4 protein-coding genes are annotated in these 20,232 nt (G+C 75.2%); 2 read left to right on the top strand and 2 right to left on the bottom strand.

Annotation, left to right across the window (positions count from 1 at the left end):
* Nucleotides 1–6: 6 nt before the first annotated feature.
* A complete protein-coding gene (locus ABZ452_RS14770; protein WP_357942681.1) occupies nucleotides 7–3,246 on the bottom strand; it encodes a hypothetical protein in 3,240 nt (1,079 codons plus the stop codon).
* Nucleotides 3,247–3,495: 249 nt separating this feature from the next.
* Nucleotides 3,496–4,398 carry an NAD(P)-dependent oxidoreductase gene (locus ABZ452_RS14765; RefSeq protein ID WP_357942679.1) on the bottom strand — a complete coding sequence of 301 codons (903 nt, stop codon included), beginning with the start codon at nucleotides 4,396–4,398 and terminating at the stop codon, nucleotides 3,496–3,498.
* A 508-nt stretch (nucleotides 4,399–4,906) separates the two neighbouring features.
* Between ABZ452_RS14765 and ABZ452_RS14760 the strand changes: the two genes are divergently transcribed.
* A complete protein-coding gene (locus ABZ452_RS14760; protein WP_357942840.1) occupies nucleotides 4,907–16,768 on the top strand; it encodes an amino acid adenylation domain-containing protein in 11,862 nt (3,953 codons plus the stop codon).
* Nucleotides 16,765–20,229, top strand: coding sequence for an amino acid adenylation domain-containing protein (locus tag ABZ452_RS14755; RefSeq protein ID WP_357942677.1), 3,465 nt, complete (start codon nucleotides 16,765–16,767; stop codon nucleotides 20,227–20,229). The genes ABZ452_RS14760 and ABZ452_RS14755 overlap by 4 nt, the downstream gene beginning before the upstream one ends.
* Nucleotides 20,230–20,232: the final 3 nt, after the last annotated feature.

The raw sequence follows: 20,232 nt of genomic DNA, 5'->3' as shown, positions 1-20,232 counted from the left end.
CGGTGCTCAGCTGACGGTGACCGAGACGGTCCTCGGCGGCTGCTGCAACTGCCCGTACGTGTCGACGCCCCGGATCGAGACCTTGTAGGTGCCCGCCGGGATCGCCGGCGAGGTGTACGCGAAGTTCGACCCCGGGGACCCCGGGCTGGTGAGGAAGGACGCGATCCACGGGAAGTTGCCCGGGGTGCCCGGCGTGCTGAACGTGCCGGCCGCGTTCATCCCCTGACCCGCGCTGTTCGAGATCTGGATCTCCACGCGGAGCATCCCGACGTCGTCGACCGCCCGGCCGGTGACCACGATCCGGCCGCCGGTGTAGGCCTCGCCCTCCACCGGGGTGATGCTCGGCTCCAGCCGCGGGTCGAGGTCACCCGGGTAGACCAGGTACCGCGCCGTGGCGCCGGAGGTCGAGCCGTCCTGCTGGCCGGCCGTGTCGACGGCCCACGCCTCGACGCTGTACTCGCCCTTGGTCGGCAGGTCGATCGACAGGGTGAACGCGGTGCTCGTCGCGCCCGGCGCGGCCAGCGTGGCGTTCACCGTGGCGAAGGCGGCGGCCATGGTGCCGTTCGGCTGGACGTACCGGCCGGTGTCCAGGTCACGCAGCGCCACCCGGACGCTCTGCACGCCCTTGTCGTCGGTCGCCGTGCCGGCCAGGTTGAGGTGCAGCTGGTCGACGTTCTGGTCGACACCGGTGAAGCTCAGCCGGCCGTCGGGGAACGCGTCGCCGGGCACCTGCGCCGTGACGCTCAGCCGGCCCTGGTTGCTGCCCGAGGTCGTCAGGCCCAGGCTGTCGGTGGCCCGTACCCGGAAGTCGTAGACGCCCGGGGTGAGCGGCACGGTGGTGAACGACCAGGCGTACGAGGCGGCGTTGAGGTTGGTCGGTGAGATCCGGTAGTAGGCCGCCACCGAGTCGGCGCCCCACGTGCCGTCGGCGGCCAGCGCCTCCCGCGTGGTGTTGTTGCGCAGGTAGATCTCGACCGACCGGACGGCGTCGTCGTCCTGGGCGGTGCCGGCGAAGGTGATGGTGCCGCCGGGCCCGACGGTGACCGGCGCGGCCGCGGTCGGCGGGGTCATCGGCACGGGCGCGGTGATGGCCACCGTGGGCGGGACACCGGTCGCCGAGACGGTCCAGTCCCGGGTGTCGCCGCGCAGGTCGCTCTGCCCGGTGGTGTCGATCGCCGTGGCGGTCATCTTCCACTGGCCCTCGATCGGCAGGGCCACCTCGAACTGCCAGGTGGTCGACAGCGCGCCGATCACGTCCGGCTCGCCGCGGAAGGTGTTGTAGACCGCGGCCACCGTCCCGTCGTCCTGCAGGTAGCGGTTGTCGGGGGTGCGGAACGAGTAGGTCAGCGCGCTGACGCCCTTGTCGTCGGTGGCGGTGCCGGTGGCGACGAAGGTCTTCGTGGCGAGCAGGCCGCCGGGCGGCGAGTCGATCCGCGTCGAGGGCGGCAGGTCGTCGAACCGGAACGTCTCGATCTTCTTGACCGCCTTCGTGGGGTCGCTGGTGCTGTTGCGGCCGAACGTCTTGGCCTGGATCTGGTAGACGCCGGAGGGCAGCGACACCGGGAGCGTCCACGTGGTCGAGGTGGCGTTCAGCGCGGCGACCGTGGCGTTGATGCTGTTGGACGCGCCCCACGTCTTCAGGTCGTCCTGGAGGTACTGGCTGGTGTTCTTGTTCTGGATCTCGATCTGGACCCGGGTGACGCCGGCCGGGGCGAGCGCCTGGCCGCCCAGCGTGAACGGCTCGTTGGCCGGCTTCACGGCGCCCTCGATGGGGGTGACGATGGTGGTGTCGACCGCCGCCGGCGCCGGCACCGTGTTCAGGTCGAAGAAGCCGACCCGGCCGACGGTCTTGCCGCCCTTGACGTTGCCGTCGCCGCCGACGATCAGTCCGCGCGCGGTGGCCAGCATGGCCTTCTCGCCCTCGTACGAGTTGGAACCGGGGTTCCACTCCAGCGCCGTGCCGGTGGCCGGGTCGAGCGCGCCGAGGTGGTCGCGGCGGACCACCTGGTCGCCGAGGCCGTAGCCGCTCAGGCCCTGGCCGGTGCCGTACCCGACGTTGTCCAGGCCCGGCCACGGGACGTTCGAGGTCGGCGACTCCTGCCAGCTGAAGTGGCCGCCGACGTACACGGCGGTGGCGGTGATGGCGACCGAGTAGACGCTGTCGAAGTGCCGCGACACCCAGAGCGGCTGGACGTTGTCGGCGCCGGTGAGCGGGTACGCGATGGCCGTGTCGTTGATCGGCGGGCGGTCGCCGCCCGAGCCGCTGGTGACGACGAAGTAGGAGTCGTCCGGCGCGATGTCACCGGCGAACACCCGCTGGATGCCGCCCACGAAGGAGAGGTTGTCCTCCCACAGCCGGGTACGCCACGGCAGCAGGGCCTTGGTGGCGGTGTTGATGAGCGCGACGCCGTAGCGGTCCTGGCCGGCGATCTGCCGGCCGGTGTGGACGACGAGCAGCTTGCTCCGGTCGTGGGTCAGCTTGAGCTGCTGGACGGTGAGCATGCCGCCGACGCCGATGCCGCCGGTGAGCGGCAGGTTGAAGGCGGTGTCGACCGCGCCCGTGGTCGGGTTGAGCGCGACCAGGCCGGGGCGGCTCACCCCGTTGACGGTGGCGAACTGGCCGCCCACGTAGACGGCGGTGCTGCTCACGGCCAGCGCGGTCGCGCGGGCGTTCGCGGTCGCGGTGAACGCGGCGATCGGCGCGCCGGTGGTCGGGTTGAGCTTCACGATCTTCCGCTTCGTGACGCCGCCGACCGTGTTGAAGGACCCCGCGACGTAGAGCGACGACCCGTCGGGCGACGCCTCGACGGCCTCGACGGACCCGTCGAACGTCGGCTTGAAGCCGGTGTCGACCTTCCCGGTGTCCAGGTTGTACGACGCCAGCGACTTCTGCGCGATGGTCGCCCCGCCGACGTTGGCGATCGAGGTGAAGGTGCCGGCGATGAAGACCCGGTTGCCGATCACCGCCAGGTCCTTGATCTCGCCGTTGGTGATCCGCGGCGTGTCGGTGCGCGGCGCCGTCGGCACCAGCCGGGTGTCCCCCGGCACCACCTGTGCGGCCGTGGCGACCGTGCGCGCCGCGCCGAGCGCGGCGCCGCCGCTCATCGCCGCCGTGCCGGTCCGCGCGGTGGTGGCCGCGCCCGTGGTGGTGAGCTTGGTCGCCACGGTGCCCGCGACCGCCGGTACGCCCATCACCACGACGGCCCCGGCGACCAGACCCGCAGCGGTGCGACTCCAGACCTGCATCCAGTCAACTCCCTGTGAACGCCCGGGACGGCACCACCGGGTCGGTTCCCGGCGCGTCCACCCGCCCGCGTGCCGGACGTCACCGTAGAAGGCAAGGTCTTTTCGCGGTACCGCGGCGCACCCGGATTCCACCGCACGGCATCAATTCCGGCCGCACCGGCGGGCCGTCCCACCTTCCGATACAGACCCGCTCCCCCGATCGGATGGCGGGGCCCTGCTCACGGGAGCCTCCGCCGCCTGATCGGCGGATCAACCGGCGGGATCGACGTGGTCGCGCCAGGAGTGCCGCGGCTCGTAGCCCAGCACCCGGCGGGCCTTGTCGATGCTCAGCAGGGTCTCGTGTTCGCCGAGCTCCCCGCGGATCTCGACGTCCGGGTAGACCTCGGCCATCAGGCCGGCGCTGGACCTGGTCATCACGGTGTCGGCGTTGGCGATGATGAAGACGTCGGCGCCGGGGTGGTCGTGGGCGAGCGCCCGCTCGACCGCCTGGGCGCCGTCGCGGGCGTCGATGTAGCCCCAGAGGTTCCAGCGGCGCAGCCCCGGGTCGGCCTGGAAGGCCGGAAATCCCGCGTAGTCCTCGACGTCCATCACGTTGGAGAAGCGCAGGCCCACCATGACCAGGTCGGGGTCCCAGCGGCAGAAGTGCCGGGCCATCTCCTCCTCGAGGGCCTTGTTCAGCGAGTAGGTCGACTCCGGGCGCGGCGGGTACTCCTCGTCCACCGGCGCGTACGGCGGCGGGGTGTCGAACGGCAGGCCCAGCACTGTCTCGCTCGACGCCCACACGACCCGCTTGATCCCGGCCGCCCGCGCGGCGGCGAAGACGTTGTACGTCGCGGCCGAGTTGTTCGCGAAGGTCACCGCGTTGGGCAGCAGCCCGGGCGCCGGGACCGCCGCCAGGTGCACCACTGCCCCGACACCGCCGGCGTGCTCGTCGGCGCCGCCGGTGAACGCCTCCAGCACCTGCCCGTAGTCGGTGAGGTCGACCAGGAGGAACTCGCCGTCGACGTCACGCGGGTCGCGCCCGCCGGCGCGGTCGACCGCGAGCACGTCGACGCCCGCCGCGCGCAGGTGCGCGACCACGGCGCGACCGAGCTTTCCGGCCGCGCCGGTGACGACGACCCGCCGGGGAACCACTGCTTCTAGACCACTCATGGTCACATCCTCCCCCGCGCCGTGGCCCGGCATCCCCTGAGCACACGACGACACCGCATGCCTCGCCCACCACTGCCTCAATTCATCACCGAACTGCCGGAAATGCTCATTGCAAGCCCGTCCCGGGAAATCGCCCCCAGCCACTCTGCTCACCACGATCTGCGCCCGCCTCAAGTCGACATAGGAGTGGCACAGCCGCATAGAGAGGTCACGGCCGGGTGCATCCGACCAAAATGCGCCGACGGGACACCGGCGGCCCGGAGTCGGATTGTCAACAGTGGCGCCCGCGAGCCGCGACCGGGCCGGCGGCACCGCCGTCCGGGCCCGTCCGGAGAGGGCAAATGCCCTGCTAGAGGGCGGCATCGCGCCGTCGCGGGGACGGGGTCGGCGGGCCGCCGCAGTCGCAAAGGTTACCGCCGCCGGAAAAATAGACGAACGTGCGAGTCCGTCGGCCGAACGCATCGACGGCCGCCCGATCCGGGGATCCCGCCAAAGATCACCGCTGTCGATGATGGGGACAGGAAATTCCTATCGAGGGATCTGCACCTGTCTTATGAAAACACTGATCACAAGGGTCGACGCCGGCAATTTTCCGCCCGACGCGGCCCCTGCTCCGGCCTCCGCCGCGCAACACCAGATGTGGCAGCTGAGCCGCCTCGACCCAGGGACGACCACCTACCTGGTGCCGCTGGCGTACCGGCTGCACGGTCCGCTGGACGTGCCGGCCCTGTCGGCCACACTCGACGATCTGGTCGCCCGGCACGCCGCCCTGCGCACCACCCTCGCCCCGGCCGCGGACGGTGCGCCCGGCGACGACGACGCGGCGGGACGCCTGGCGCAGGTGGTCCACGAGCCGCGCCCCGGCCTCCTGCGGGTGCACGACCTCAGCGGGCTGCCCACCTGGCAACGCGACCAGGAGCTGCAGGCCCGGATGCACGCCGAGGCGCACGCCCCGATGGACCTGGAACGCGGCCCCGTGGTGCGCGCCCTCCTGCTGCGCTGCGCGCCGGAGGAGCACGTCCTCCTGCTGACGTTCCACCACGTCGCGGTCGACGAGTGGTCGCTCGGCATCCTCCACGACGAGTGGGAACGGCTCTACGCCGCGCACCGCGCGGGGCAGCCGCCGCACCTCGACCCGGTCGACACCGACTACCGTGACCACGCGGCCCGGCAACGGGACTGGCTGGACGGCCCGGAGGCGGCCGCCCAGCTCGACCACTGGCGCGAGCGGCTCGCGGGCGCGCCGGCCGTGCTGGAGCTGCCCACCCGTGGGCCGCGCCCCGCCGTGCCGTCCAGCGCGGGGGCCACCCTGTCGGTGCCGCTGGACGTCCCCGCCGAGGCGCTCACGGCGCTCTGCCGGCGGATGCGGGTCTCCCCGTACATGGTCCTGCTGGCCGCGTCGCACGTGCTGCTGGCCCGCTGGACGGGGCAGCGCGACATCGTCGTGGGCACGCCGGTGGCCAACCGGCGGCGGCCCGAGACGCAGCGGCTCGTCGGGCTGCTGCTGAACACCGTGGCCGTCCGGGCCCGACTGGACGACAACCCGTCGTTCGAGACGCTGCTCGGGCGGGTGCGCACCGCCGCCCTGGAGGACCTGAGCCGGGAGGAGCTGCCCTTTCCGACGGTGCTGGAGGCGCTGCGCCCGTCCCGCCGGCCCGGTTTCACCCCGCTGTTCCAGGTGATGTTCGTCTACGGCCGGGAGGCGGCGCCCCCGCGCCTGGACGACCTCGAGGTCACCACGGTCGAGGTGCCCGTCGACACCGCCAAGTTCGACCTCACCGTCTCGGTCCGGGAGAACGCCGACGGCCTGCGCACGGCGCTGGAGTACCGCACCGAGCTGTTCGACGGCGACGCGATGACCCGCCTCGCCGGGCACTTCCAGACGCTGCTGCGGTCGCTCCTGGCCGAGCCGGCCGCGCCGGTCGGCGCGGCCACGATGCTCACCCCGGACGAGCACCGGCAGCTCGTCGGCGAGTGGAACCGCACGGCCACCCCCGCCGAGCCGGACGACCTGGTCCACCTGCTGATCGAGCGACAGGCGCGGGAGACGCCGGCCGCCGTGGCGGTGACCGACGGCGACGCCGCGCTGAGCTACCAGGAGCTGCACGCCCGAGCCGAGGCGCTGGCGGAGACGCTGCGCGGGCGGGGCGTCGGCATCGGCAGCCTGGTGGGGGTGCTCCTGCCCCGCGCGGTCCCGTTCGCGGTGGCGGTCCTCGCCGTGCTGCGGACCGGCGCGGCCTACGTACCCATGGATCCGGCCAACCCGCCGGCCCGGCTGCGGCACCTGATCGCGGACGCCGCCGCCCCGGTCGTGCTCACCTGCGCGGAGCTGGCGCACCTGGTGCCCGACGGCGCGGCGCTGCTGGTGCCGGGCCCGGACGCGCCGGTCCCGGCCGCCGAACCGGCCCGGGGTGGCGGCCCGCGCCGGCGGGCCCGCCGCCCCCGGCAGCCGTCGGCGGACGACCTGGCGTACGTCATCCACACCTCCGGCTCCACCGGCCGGCCCAAGGGCGTCATGGTCACCCACCGCGGCGTGTGCAACTACGTGCGCTGGGCGGCGCAGGCCTACCGGTTGCGGCCCGGCGACCTCGTCCCGCTGCACTCGTCGATCGGGTTCGACCTGACCGTGACGAGCCTGCTGGTCCCGCTGGTCAGCGGCGCCACCGTGCGCATGATCGGCGAGCACCTCGGCCCCGAGGCGCTGGGCGAGGCGCTGCGCGAGCAGCGGACACCGTTCGGCCTCGTCAAGATCACCCCGGCGCAGCTCGACCTGGTCCGCCACCAGCTCGGCCCCGCCGAGCTGGCCGGCCGCACCCGGTGCTTCGTGATCGGCGGCGAGAACCTGCGCGCCGACCAGGTGGCGCCCTGGCGGGCCCACGCGCCCGGCACCGCGCTGGTCAACGAGTACGGGCCGACGGAGACCGTGGTCGGCTGCGCCGCGTACGAGGTCGACCCGACCTCGCCGGACGACGGCTCCGTCCCCGTCGGCCGGCCGATCGCCAACACCCGGTTGTACGTGCTCGACGCGTGGCGCAACCCGGTCCCGGCGGGCGTGGTCGGCGAGCTGTACGTCGGCGGGGCCGGCGTGGCGCGCGGCTACCTGAACCAGCCCAGGTTGACGGCCGAGCGGTTCGTCCCGGACCCGTTCTCGGCCGTCCCCGGCGCGCGGCTCTACCGCACCGGCGACCTCGTCCGCCTGCGCCCCGACGGGCACCTCGAATACCTCGGCCGCACCGACCGCCAGGTCAAGCTGCGCGGCTACCGGGTGGAGTGCGGCGAGGTCGAGGCCGCCGTCCGCCGCTGCCGGCCGGAGCTCGACGTGACGGTGCAGCTGCGCCGGGACGACCCCGACGACCCGCGGCTCGTCGCGTACCTCGCGGGCGCGGCGGAGACCGACGTCGCGGACCTCCGGGCGGCGCTCGCCGCCGACCTGCCGTCCTACCTGGTGCCCGCCGTGTTCGTCCGGCTCGACGCGCTGCCGCTGACCGGCAACGGCAAGGTGGACACCGCCGCGCTGCCCGCGCCCGGCCGCGCGGCGGACGTGCCCCGGCCACGGTCCGCACCCGAGGCCGCCGCCCCCGAACCGCCGGCGCCCGCGCCCGGCCCGGTCCGGTGGGACGCGACCCGGGTACGCCTGGAGCGGCTCGTCGTGGACGTGTGGCGCGACGTGCTCGGCGTCGACGCGGTCGGCGTGCGGGACAACTTCTTCGACCTCGGCGGCCACTCGATGCGGTTGCTGGCGGTCCTCGAACGGCTGCGCGACTCGCTCGGCGACGTCGTGACCGTCACCGACCTGTTCCGGCATCCCACGGTCGACGCCCTGGCCACGTTCCTCACCACCGCCACCACCGGGGCGCCCGCGCCGGCCGTCGCGCCGGCCCGGATCGCCCGGCCCCGCGCCGGCGGGGCCGGAGACACCGGGCAGCCGACCGGCCTGATCGCCGTCGTCGGCATGGCCTGCCGCTTCCCCGGCGCCCGGACCCTCGACGAGTACTGGCACAACATCCGCACCGGGGTGGAGTCGGTCCGGGAGTTCAGCGTCGAGGAGATGCTCGCCGACGGGGCGGACCCCGACCGGCTGGCCGACCCGGCGTACGTCCGGGCCGGGACCTGGCTGCCGGGCATCGACGAGTTCGACGCCGCGTTCTTCGGGATCACGCCCCGGGAGGCGCAGACCCTGGACCCGCAGCACCGGCTGCTGCTGGAGTGCGCCTGGCACGCGCTGGAGCACGCCGGCCACGACCCGTCCGGTCACCCCGGCCGGATCGGCCTCTTCGCCGGATCGGGCCGCAGCAGCTACCTGCTCGACCACCTGAGCGGCCACCCCGAGCTGGCCGGCACCATCGGCGAGCACCAGCTCTCCATCAGCAACGACAAGGACTTCCTGCTCAGCCGGGTCGCCTACAAGCTCGACCTCACCGGCCCCGCGGTCACCGTCGCCACGGCCTGCTCGACCTCGCTGGTGGCCGTGCACCTCGGCCGGCAGAGCCTGCTGACCGGCGAGTCCGACCTGGTCCTGGCCGGCGGCGTCAGCATCTTCCCGGCGCAGCGCCGGGGCTACCTCTACCACGACGGCGGGATCTACTCGCCCGACGGGCACTGCCGCCCGTTCAGCGCGGACGCGCGCGGCAGCATCGAGTCCAGCGGGGTCGGGATCGTCGCGCTGAAGCGGCTGGAGGACGCGGTCGCCGACGGCGACACGGTCTACGCGGTCATCCGCGGTTCCGCCGTCAACAACGACGGGGCGCGCCGCACCGGCTACACGGCGCCGGGCGTCGCGGGTCAGGCCGAGGTGGTCAGCAACGCGCTGGCCACGGCCGGTGTGGACCCCCGCTCGGTGAGCTACGTGGAGGCGCACGGGACGGGCACCAGCCTCGGCGACCCCATCGAGGTGGCGGCGCTGACCGAGGCGTTCCGCCGTGGCACCGACGACCGCGGCTTCTGCGCCCTCGGCTCGGTCAAGGCCAACATCGGGCACACCGACGCCGCGGCCGGGGTGGCCGGTCTCATCAAGACGGTCATGGCCCTGTGGAGCCGTACGCTGCCGCCGGCGATCAACGTGCGCGAGCCCAACCCGGCGATCGACTTCGCGGGCAGCCCGTTCTACCTCAACGACAGCGCCCGCCCGTGGACCGTCGACGGCCCACGCCGGGCCGGGGTCAGCTCGTTCGGCATGGGCGGCACCAACGCCCACGTGGTGCTGGAGGAGCCGCCGGCCACCCCGGCGCCGCGGACGGCCGCACCGGCCGCGGGCCCGCACCTGCTGGTCGTGTCGGCCCGTACGGCGGAATCGCTGGAGCGGCAGGCGCGCCAGCTCCGCGACTGGCTCGACGGGCGGCCCGAGGTGGACCTCGCCGACGTCGCGGCCAACCTGGGCCGGCGCCAGTCCATGCCCCACCGGCGGTTCCTCGTCGCGGCGGACCGGGCCGACGCGCTGGCCGCCCTCGACGCGCCGCAGCGCCAGTTCGGCGGCGTCCACCCCGGCGGCCGGCGGCCGCTGGTGTTCGCCTTCCCCGGGCACGGCGCCCAGCACGTGGCGATGGGCGCGGGCCTCCACCGCGCCGAGCCGACCTACCGGGCCGTGGTGGACGAGTGCGCCGAGCTGATCCGCGACGATCTGGGGCTGGACCTGCGTACGCTGCTCTGCCCGCCGCCGGACGGTCACGCGGAGGCCGAGCGGCTGCTCGCCCGGCCCCGGCTGGTCCAGCCCGCGCTCTTCGTCAGCGAGTACGCGCTCGCCCGGTCGCTGCTCGCCCGGGGCGTGACGCCGGACCTCATGGTGGGACACAGCCTCGGCGAGTACGTCGCCGCCTGCCTGGCCGGCGTCTTCTCCCTGCCCGACGCGCTGCGTCTGGTGTGCGCCCGCGGCGCGCTGGTCGAGCGGACGCCGGCCGGGGCGATGCTCGCCGTGAGCCCGCCCGAGGCGGCCGTGGCCGCGCTGCTGGACGACCGGGTGTCGCTGGCCGCCGTCAACGCACCGGAGCTGTGCGTGCTCTCCGGCGACCCCGAGGCGATCGCGGCGCTGCGCGAGCGGCTGACCGGCGACGGGGTCGACTGCCGGCCGCTGCGGGTCGCCCGCGGCTACCACTCGGCCCTGCTCGACCCGGTGCTCGACGAGTTCGCCGAGCACGCCGGTCGGGTCACCTACCACGAGCCCGAGCGCCCCTACCTGAGCAACCTGACCGGCGGTCCGGTCACGCCCGGGCAGGTCACCGACCCGGCGTACTGGGTGCGGCACATGCGCGAGCCGGTGCGCTTCGCCGAGTCGGCCGCGCTCCTCGCCGAGCAGGACGTGGTCCTCGCCGAGCTGGGCCCCGGGCACGCCCTCGGCGGCCTGGCCCGGCTGGCCGGCCTGCGACCGGGCCAGGCCGTGGCGGCGATGCGGCATCCGCGCTCCGACGCCGACGACCTCGCCACGCTGCTCGACGCCGTCGGCCGGCTGTGGCTGGCCGGCGCGCCGGTCGACTGGGCCCGGTTCCACGGCGGCGGGCGTCGCCGGCTGGCCCTGCCGGGCTACCCGTTCGACCGGCAGCGGTACTGGGTGGACGCCGTGCGCCGGGCCGGCGCGGCGGCCCTCCCCGCGCCCACCGGACCGGAGGCGCCGGCCGCGCCCGGGCCCGCCGACACCGGCAACCGGCCGGCCCTGAGCAGCGCCTACGTCGCCCCGAGCACCCCGGCGCAGGAACGCGTGGCGGAGATCTGGGCCGAGCTGCTCGGCATCCGGCCGATCGGGGCGCACGACAACTTCTTCGAGCTGGGCGGGCACTCGCTGCTCGCCACCCAGGTCGTGGTGCGCCTGCGCGCCCGGCTCGGCGTCGCGCTGCCGCTGGAGACGGTCTTCGCACAGCCGACCGTCGCCGGGCTCGCGGCGGCGCTGCCGGCCACCGTCGACGCACCGGCCGCGCCCGCCGTGGTCGAGCCGGCCCCCGCCGCGCCGGCCGAGCCGACCATCCCCCGTGCCGACCCCGACGCCGGCCCGGCGCCGCTCTCCTCCGGGCAGCACCGGCTCTGGTTCCTCGACCAGGCGTACGCGCAGAACGCGTACACGGTCAGCACGGCGCTGCTGCTGGACGGCGACCTCGACGTCGACGCGCTGCGCCGGGCGCTGGCCGACCTGGTCCGGCGGCACGAGTCGCTGCGTACCGTCTTCCCGCTCGGCCCCGACGGCGACCCGGTCCAGGAGGTGCGACCGGCCGGGCCGGTCGACCTGCCGGTGGTGACCGCGCCGGACGACGCGGACGACGCCGCGCCGCGCAGCATCGTCGAATCGGCGGTTGCCGACGCGGTGCCCGGGTGGGTGCACGCGGCCCTCGCCGCCGACGTCCGGCGCCCGTTCGACCTGGCCGGCGGGCCGCTGTTCCGGGCCGTGCTGCTGCGGATCGCCGCCGACCGGCACGTGCTCTCGCTGACCATGCACCACAACGTCTCCGACGGGTGGTCGCTCGGCATCATCGCCGGCGAACTCGCCACCGGATACGACGCCGCCCGCGAGGGCCGCCCCGCGCCGCTGCCCGACCTGGCCGTCCAGTACGGCGACTACGCGCGCTGGCAGCGCGGCCGGCTGGCCGACCCGGACGGCGACGACCTGCGCTGGTGGCGCAGGCAGCTCGACGGGGTGACGAGCGTGCTGGAGGTGCCCACCGACCGGCCCCGGCCGCCGGTGCAGACCTTCGACGGCGCGGTCAGCACCCGGGTCCTGCCGCCGGAGACCGCCGACGAGCTGCGCCGGTTCAGCCAGGCGCGGGGCGCCACCCTGGCCATGACGGTGCTGGCCGCGCTGAAGGCCCTGCTCTGGCGCTACACCGGCCAGCGCGACATCTGCGTCGGCACGCCGGTCGCCGGGCGGGTCCGCGCCGAACTCGAACCGATGGTCGGCTTCTTCGTCAACATGCTGCCGCTGCGCACCGTGCTCGACGGCGAGTGGACCTTCGCGGAGCTGCTCGGCGAGGTGCGGCGCACGGCGCTGGGCGCGTACGACCACCAGGAGGTGCCGTTCGAGCGGCTCGTGGACCTCGTCGACGCGCCCCGCGACCTCAGCCGGAACCCGCTGTTCCAGGTGATGTTCAACCTGCTCAACGTGCCCGAGCAGCGGGACCTGGGCAGGGCCGGCCTCCGGATGGTCCCGTTCGCCGTCGAGCCCGGCATCGCCCAGCAGGACCTGGCGTTGTACGCGTACGAGGTGGACGAGGGGCTGCGGTTCCGGCTGGAGTACAACACCGCGCTGTTCGACGCCGCGACCGCCGAGCGGATCATGGGGCACCTGGAGACGCTGCTCGCCGCGGCCGTCGCCGACCCCGGCGTCCGGCTCGCGGACCTGGCCGTGCTCACCCCCGCCGAGCGGGAGCGGGAAGCCGCGTGGAACGACACCGCCATCGAGCCGGGCTGGGCCGTGCCGGGCCGGCCGACCCTGGTCGAGCTGATCGGCCACCAGGTCGCCACGGGGCCCGACCGGCCCGCCGTCACCTTCGGGGCGACGACACTCTCCTACGCCGAGCTGAACGCCCGGGCCAACCGGCTCGCGCACCGGCTCCGCCGGACCGGCGTCGGCCCGGACGTCACGGTGGCCGTCTGCCTGCACCGCTCGGCCGAGCTGCCGGTCACCCTGCTCGGCGTGCTCAAGGCCGGCGGCGCGTACGTCCCGGTGGACCCCGACTACCCGGCCGAGCGGCAGCGCTACGTGCTGGCGCACAGCGACGCGCGGGTGCTGGTCACCGAGGCGGGCCTGGCCGACCGGTTCGCCGGCTTCGCGGGCGAGGTGGTGTGCGGCGGCGCGGCGCTGGACGCCGAGCCGGACAACGACCCCGCGCCGTCGGCCGGGCCGGACGACCTCGCGTACGTCATCTACACGTCCGGCTCGACGGGCCGCCCCAAGGGGGTCCGGGTGAGCCACGGCGCCATCGTGAACACCCTGGCCACCATGCGCGAGCGGCCGGGCCTGGCGGCCGACGGCACGATGCTGGCGATGGCGAGTTTCGCCTTCGACATGTCGGTGCCGGAGCTGTTCCTGCCCCTGGTGGTCGGCGCCCGGATGCTGCTGGTGGGCCGCGACGTGGCCTACGACGCGACCCGGCTGGCCGGCCTGCTGCACACCGAGCGGGTCACCCTGGCCCAGGGCACCCCGGCGACCTGGCGGCTGCTCGTCGAGTCCGGCTGGACGGGCACACCCGGCCTGACCGCCGTGTGCGGCGGCGAGGCGGTGTCCGCGCCGCTGGCCCGGCAACTGGCCGAGCGGGTGGACGCGCTGTGGAACCTCTACGGCCCGACCGAGGCCGCCGTCTGGTGCGCCATGGACCGGATCGAGGCGGGCTTCACCCACCTCACCGTCGGGCGTCCGATCGGCAACATGCGGGTCCACCTGCTCGACGCGCGGCTCTCCCCCACCCCGGTGGGCGTGCTCGGTGAGCTGTACCTGGGCGGCGCGGGGCTGGCCCGCGACTACCACGGCGACCCGGCGCTGACCGCGCAGCGGTTCGTGCCGGACCCGGACGGCGGCGGCCGGCTCTACCGCACCGGCGACCTCGGCCGGCGGCTCGCCGACGGCCGCATCGAGTTCGTCGGCCGCAGCGACTCGCAGGTCAAGGTACGCGGGTTCCGCATCGAGCTGGGCGAGATCGAGGCGGTGCTGCGCCGCCACGAGTCGGTCCGCGACACCGCCGTCGTGGTCCGCGAGGACGGCGCCGAGAAGTCGATCGTGGCCTACCTGACGCTGGCCGGGCCCGGCGGCGACGCCGACCCGGAGCCGGCGGAGGTCACCGCGGACTTCGACGTCGACCCGGCGCCGTGGCGGGCGTTCGCCCGCACCTGGCTGCCGGACTACATGGTGCCGTCGGCGTTCGTGGTGCTCGACCGGATGCCGCTCAACGCCAACCGCAAGGTCGACCGGTCGGCCCTGCCCGCCCCCCGCCGGGGCGGCGCCACCACCGGCGCCACCCCGCCGGACACCCCGCTGCGGAGGGCGCTGGCGCAGCGGTGGGCGGCGGTGCTCGGGTACGACAGCGTCGGCATCGACGACGACTTCTTCGACCTCGGCGGCGACTCCTTCAAGGCGATCAAGGCCCTGGCCGGCAGCGACCCGGCGATCAGCGTCCTCGACCTGTTCCGCCACCCGACGATCCGGGGCCTGACCGAGCACCTGGCGGCGACCGGAGGTTCGGTCGGGCGCCTGCTGCACGAGCTGACCCCGGCGCGGCCGGGCACACCGACGACGCTGACGCTCGTCTGCGTACCGTTCGGCGGCGGCAGCGCGATCACCTTCCAGCCGCTCGCCGACGCGCTCCCGCCAGGCGTCTCGCTGTACGCCCTGGAACGCCCCGGCCACGACGTGAACCGCCCGGACGAACCCCTGCTCGACCTGGACGAGCTGATCGACGGCTGCGTCGCCGAGGTGGTCGAGAAGATTAGCGGCCCGGTGGCCGTGTACGGGCACTGCGTGGGCGGCGCCGAGGCGGTCGAGCTGGCCCGCCGGCTGGAGGCGGCCGGCGTCGAGGTGACCGGCGTCGTCATCGGCGCCCACTTCCCCGCCCCGCGGCTGCCCGGCCGGGTGTTCGGTTGGCTGCGGCGGTGGTTCCCGGTGGAGCGCTGGACGTCGAAGCGGCGCACCCTGGAGTCGTTGCGCGCCATGGGCTTCTTCACCGAGGTCTTCGACGAGAACGAGAAGGACTTCGTGATGCGCGTGGTCCTGGCCGACTCGGCGAGGGGCGAGGACTACTACACCGACGTCTACGCCGAGGGCCTGCCCCGGAAGCTGTCGGCGCCGCTGGTCAGCGTCGTGGGCAGCGGCGACCGCGCCACGGAGTTGTACCAGGAGCGGTACCTGGAGTGGGAGTTCTTCGCCGACCGGGTGTCGCTGGAGGTCATCGAGGGCGCCGGCCACTACTTCGCCAAGCACCAGCCCGCCGAGCTGGCGGACATCATCCTGGCGCACTGCGCCGGGCCCGCCCGCCCGGAGCCGGCGGCCGCGCCCGCTCCCGTGCCCGTGCCACCGCGCGAGCAGCCGGCGGCCCCGCGCCGCGCCATGCCGAGCCTGGCCGTGTTCTACCTGATCGCGATCGGGCAGCTCGTCTCGCTCATCGGCAGCGGGCTGACCGGTTTCGGCATGAGCCTCTGGGTCTACCAGCGGACCGGGTCGGTGTCGCTGTTCGCCACGGCCACCGTGCTGGCGCTGCTGCCCGCCGTGGTCCTCTCCCCCGTGGCCGGCGCGCTCGCCGACCGGTGGGACCGAAGACGGATCATGATCCTGGCGGACTGCCTGGCCGCGGTCGGCACGGTGAGCCTCGCGCTGCTGCTCTGGCGGGGTCAGCTCCAGCTCTGGCACGTGTTCACCGCGATCACGGTCACCGCGGTGGCCACCGCCTTCCAGCAACCCGCCTACCTGGCGGCCGTCACGCAGCTGGTGCCGAAGCGGTACTACGGGCGGGCCAACGGCATCGTCTCCCTCGGCACGGCCACCAGCACGGTGCTGGCGCCGCTGGTCGGCGGCGCGCTGGTGCTCGCCGTCGGGCTGCGCGGGATCGTCGTCATCGACCTGCTCACGTTCGCCGTGGCGGTGCTCGTCACCCTGTCGGTCCGCTTCCCGGACACGCTGTTCGTCAAGCGGGAGGAGCCGTTCCGGCGGGAGGTCCTGGGCGGCTGGCGGTTCATCGTCCGCCGGCACGGCCTGGTCGCCCTGGTGGTGCTGGTCGCGTCGCTGAACTACTTCTTCGCCATGGTCGAGGTCCTGGTCACGCCGCTGACCCTGTCCTTCGGCGACCCGGCGGTCCTCGGCCGGGTGCTCGCCGCCAGCGGCGTGGGCATGGTGGTCGGCTCGGTGCTCATGGGCGTCTGGGGCGGCACGGCCCGGCGTACCACGGGCATCCTGGTCAGCGTCGTGCTGCTGGGCGTCTCGCTGCTCACCGTCGGCCTGCACCCCAGCCCGCTGTTCCCGGCGCTCGGCCTGTTCGGCATGGGCCTGGCCACGGCACTCGTGAACACCCACTGGCTGGCCATCGTGCAGGCCAAGGTCGGGCTCGAACTCCAGGGCCGGGTGCTGTCCATGGGCCAGATGCTGTCCTGGCTCATGGTGCCGGCCGGCTTCCTCAGCGCCGGCCCGCTCGCCGAGCACGTCTTCGCCCCGCTGGCCGCCCCCGGCGGCCCGCTGGCCGGCGTCGTGGGCACCGGAGCCGGGCGCGGCATGGCCCTCGCGGCGATCGTGGCCGGGCTGTGCGCGCTCGGCCTGGCCGCCGCGGGCATCGCGTACCGGCCGATCCGCGACGTGGAGGACGAGCTGCCCGACAACGATCCGGGCACGATCATCCTCGCCGACAAGGACCGGCTCCAGGAGGAGGCCGACCGGCGGCTGGCGCTGCTCCGGAGCGGGGGGTCCCCGCGGTGAGCGCCCCCACCCGACCCGCGGGCCCGACCCGCCGGAGCACCGGCCGGCGCGTGACCGGCGGCCCGACCACCGTGGACTGCCTGCACCGGATGGTCGCCGCGCAGGCCGCCCGCACCCCGGACGCCGAGGCGGTCCGGCACGGCGACCGCGCGCTGTCCTACCGGGAGCTGGACGAGGCGGCGAACCGGCTGGCCCGCATGCTGCTGCGGCGCGGCGTGACCCGGGAGGACCGGGTGGGCGTCTGCCTGCCGCGCACACCCGAGCTGGTGGTCGCCCTGCTCGCCGTGCTCAAGGCCGGCGCCGCGTACGTGCCGCTGGACCCGGCGTACCCGCCGGCCCGGGTGGCGTTCATGACCGCCGACTCCGGCGTGCGGCTGGTGCTGACCAGCGCCGACCTCGCCGGCCGGTTCCCCGACACGGCGGTCCCGGTCGACCGGCTCGACCCGGTCGAGGACGCCACCGACCCGGCGGTCGCGGCCACGCCGGCGGATCTGGCGTACGTCATCTACACCTCCGGCTCGACCGGGCGGCCCAAGGGGGTGGCCATCGAGCACCGCTCGGCGTCGGTGCTCATGAACTGGGTCCGGCAGACCTTCGACGACGCCGAACTGGGCGGCCTGCTCGCCGCCACCTCGGTCTGCTTCGACCTGTCGGTCTTCGAGATCTTCGGCCCGCTCTGCTGGGGCGGCCGGGTGCTGCTCGTCGACGACGTGCTGGCGCTCGCCGCCCCCGGCGCGGACCGGCTGCCGGTCACCCTGGTCAACACCGTGCCGTCGGCCATGGGCGAACTGCTCACGGCGTCGGCCCTGCCGGCGAGCGTGCGCACCGTCTGCCTGGCCGGCGAGCCGCTGACCGCCGCGCTGGCCGCCCGGGTCTGGTCCCGCCCGCACGTCCGCCGGCTCTGCAACCTCTACGGACCGTCGGAGGACACCACCTACTCCACCTGGGCGGAGGTGCCACCGGACAGCGGCGACCCGCCGATCGGCCGGCCGCTGCCGCAGACCCGCGCCTACGTGCTCGACCCGACCGGCGAACCGGTCCCGCCCGGCGAGCCGGGTGAGCTGCACCTGGCCGGGGCGGGCCTGGCCCGGGGCTATCTCGACCGGCCCGAGGAGACCCGCGCCCGGTTCCGGCCCGACCCGTTCCGGCCCGGCGAGCGGATGTACCGCACCGGCGACCGGGTCCGGTTGCGGCCGGACGGGCAGCTCGCGTACCTGGGCCGGCTCGACGACCAGGTCAAGCTGCGGGGCTACCGGATCGAGCTGGGTGAGGTGGCGGCCCGCCTCGCCGCCCTGCCCGGCGTACGCGAGGCGACCGCCGCCGTGCGGCCCGGGCCGAGTGGCGACCCGCTGCTGGTGGGCTACCTGGTGGGCGATCGGCGCGCCGACGTCCGGGCCCGGCTGGCCGAGGCGCTGCCCGCCCCGCTGGTCCCCGCGGCCGTGATCTGGCTGGACCGGCTGCCCACCCTGCCCAACGGCAAGGTGGACCGCGCCGCCCTGCCCGCGCCCACCCTGGGCGACGACACCGGGGCACCCGCCGCGCTCGACGGCACGGCCGGGACGGTGGCTGGGATCTGGCACGAGCTGCTCGGGGTGCCGGTCACCGGCGCCGACAGCGACTTCCTCGCCCTGGGCGGCGACTCGCTGCTCGCGGTCCGCTGCGCCACCCGGCTGGCCGCCGCTACCGGCCGGCCGGTCCGGCCGGGTGACCTCTTCGCCCACCCGACCGTGGCCGCACTGGCCGCCCACCTCGACGGGCTGGCCGCCGACCCGGCCGCCGACCACCTCGACGGCCTGGCCGCCGATCCGGCCCCCGACGCCGCCCACCTCGACGGGCTGGCCGCCGGCCCGGCTCCCGACGCCGAACCGACCGGCCCGGCGCCGGACCGCCCGCTTCCGCTCTCGGCCGCGCAGGCCCGGCTCTGGTTCCTGCACCGGCTCGACCCGGCCGACACCTCCTACCTGCTGGCCTTTGCGGTCCGGTTCGCCACGCCGCTGGACCCGGACCGGCTGGCCCGGGCGCTGCGCCGGGTGGTCGACCGGCACCCGGCGCTGCGCACGGTCTTCCCGTCCGGCCCCGACGGGCCGGTGCAGCAGGTCCGCCCGCCCGCCGACGTGGTCCCGGTCATCGCGCCGCCCGAGCCAGCCACCCCGCTCGACGCGGGCACGCCGCTCGACGCAGGCACGCCGCCCGACGCGAGCACGCCGCCCGACGCGAGCACTCCGCCCGACGTGGGCACGCCGCCCGACGCGAGCACGCCGCCCGACGAGGGCACGCCGCTCGACGCGCGGCTGCGCCGGCTCGCCGCCGAGGCCACCCGGGCACCCATGGACCTGGCCGCCGGCCCGCTGTTCCGCGCCCACCTGGTGCCGGACGCCGCCGGCCGGGCGCTGGCGCTGCTGCTGGTCGTGCACCACATCGTCTGCGACGACTGGTCGTTCGGCGTGCTCGTGCGGGACCTGGCGAGGGCGTACGACACCGAGGGCGAACCCCGTCCGGCGCCCGAACGGCCGGCCGTCGGCCCGGCAGCGTTCGCCCTGGCGCAGCGGGAGTGGCTGGCCGGGCCGGCCGGCCGGCGGGCGGTCGCCGAGGTGCTCGCGGAGCTGCGCGGGGCCCCCGACCTGCTCGACCTCCCCACCGCCGCACCCCGGCAAGGATGGACCGCACCGACCCGGCCGAACCCACCGTCCACCGGCCGACCCGGCGCCGCGCCCCGGATCACCCTGGACGCGCAGGACGGAAGACCGCCCGGCACCGCGCCACGGACCGCCCTGGACGCGCAGGACGGCCCGCCACCCGGCGCCGCCCTACGGACCACCCTGGACGCCGCCACCGCCGACGCGGCCCGCCAACTGGCCCGGGCCGGGCGGGCCAGCCTGCACATGGTCGGGCTGGCCGCGTTCGCCACCCTGCTGGGCGCCGCCACCGGCCGGCGCGACCTGCTCGTCGGCGTCGCCTTCGCGGGCCGGACCAGCGTCGCCGCCGAGCAGAGCGTCGGCTGCCACGTCAACACGCTGCCGCTGCGGCTGCGGCCGGCGCCCGACCGCGGCTTCGCCGACCTGCTCGCCGAGGCCCGCCGGGTCACCCTGTTCGCCGCCGCCCACCAGGACGTCCCCTTCGACCTGCTGGTGGACCGGCTGCGGCCCACCCGCCGGCCACGGCGCAACCCCCTCGTCCAGGTCGCCTTCGGGGTGCAGAACGCCCCGCCGGCCCGGCACCGCGGCGCGGCCGGCGTCGAGTTCACCGGCGTGGAACTCACCCCGGACACCGCCCGGCTCGACCTGACCCTCTGGCTCGACGAGCGGCGGGACGGGCTGGCGGCGCTCTGGACCTACCGCACCGACCTGTTCGACCACGACGGCGTGGTCGCGTGGCACCGCCGGTTCGGCGCGGTACTGCGTACCGCCGCCGCCGACCCCCGGCGCAGTCTCGCCGACTGCGCCGACACCGCTGGAGAGTGAGAA

It is taken from the genome of Micromonospora sp. NPDC005707 (assembly GCF_040631005.1).
In the GTDB taxonomy this organism is placed as follows: domain Bacteria; phylum Actinomycetota; class Actinomycetes; order Mycobacteriales; family Micromonosporaceae; genus Micromonospora.
The sequence above is the reverse complement of the archived record's forward strand: the minus strand, read 5'-3'. Positions and strand labels throughout refer to the sequence as shown.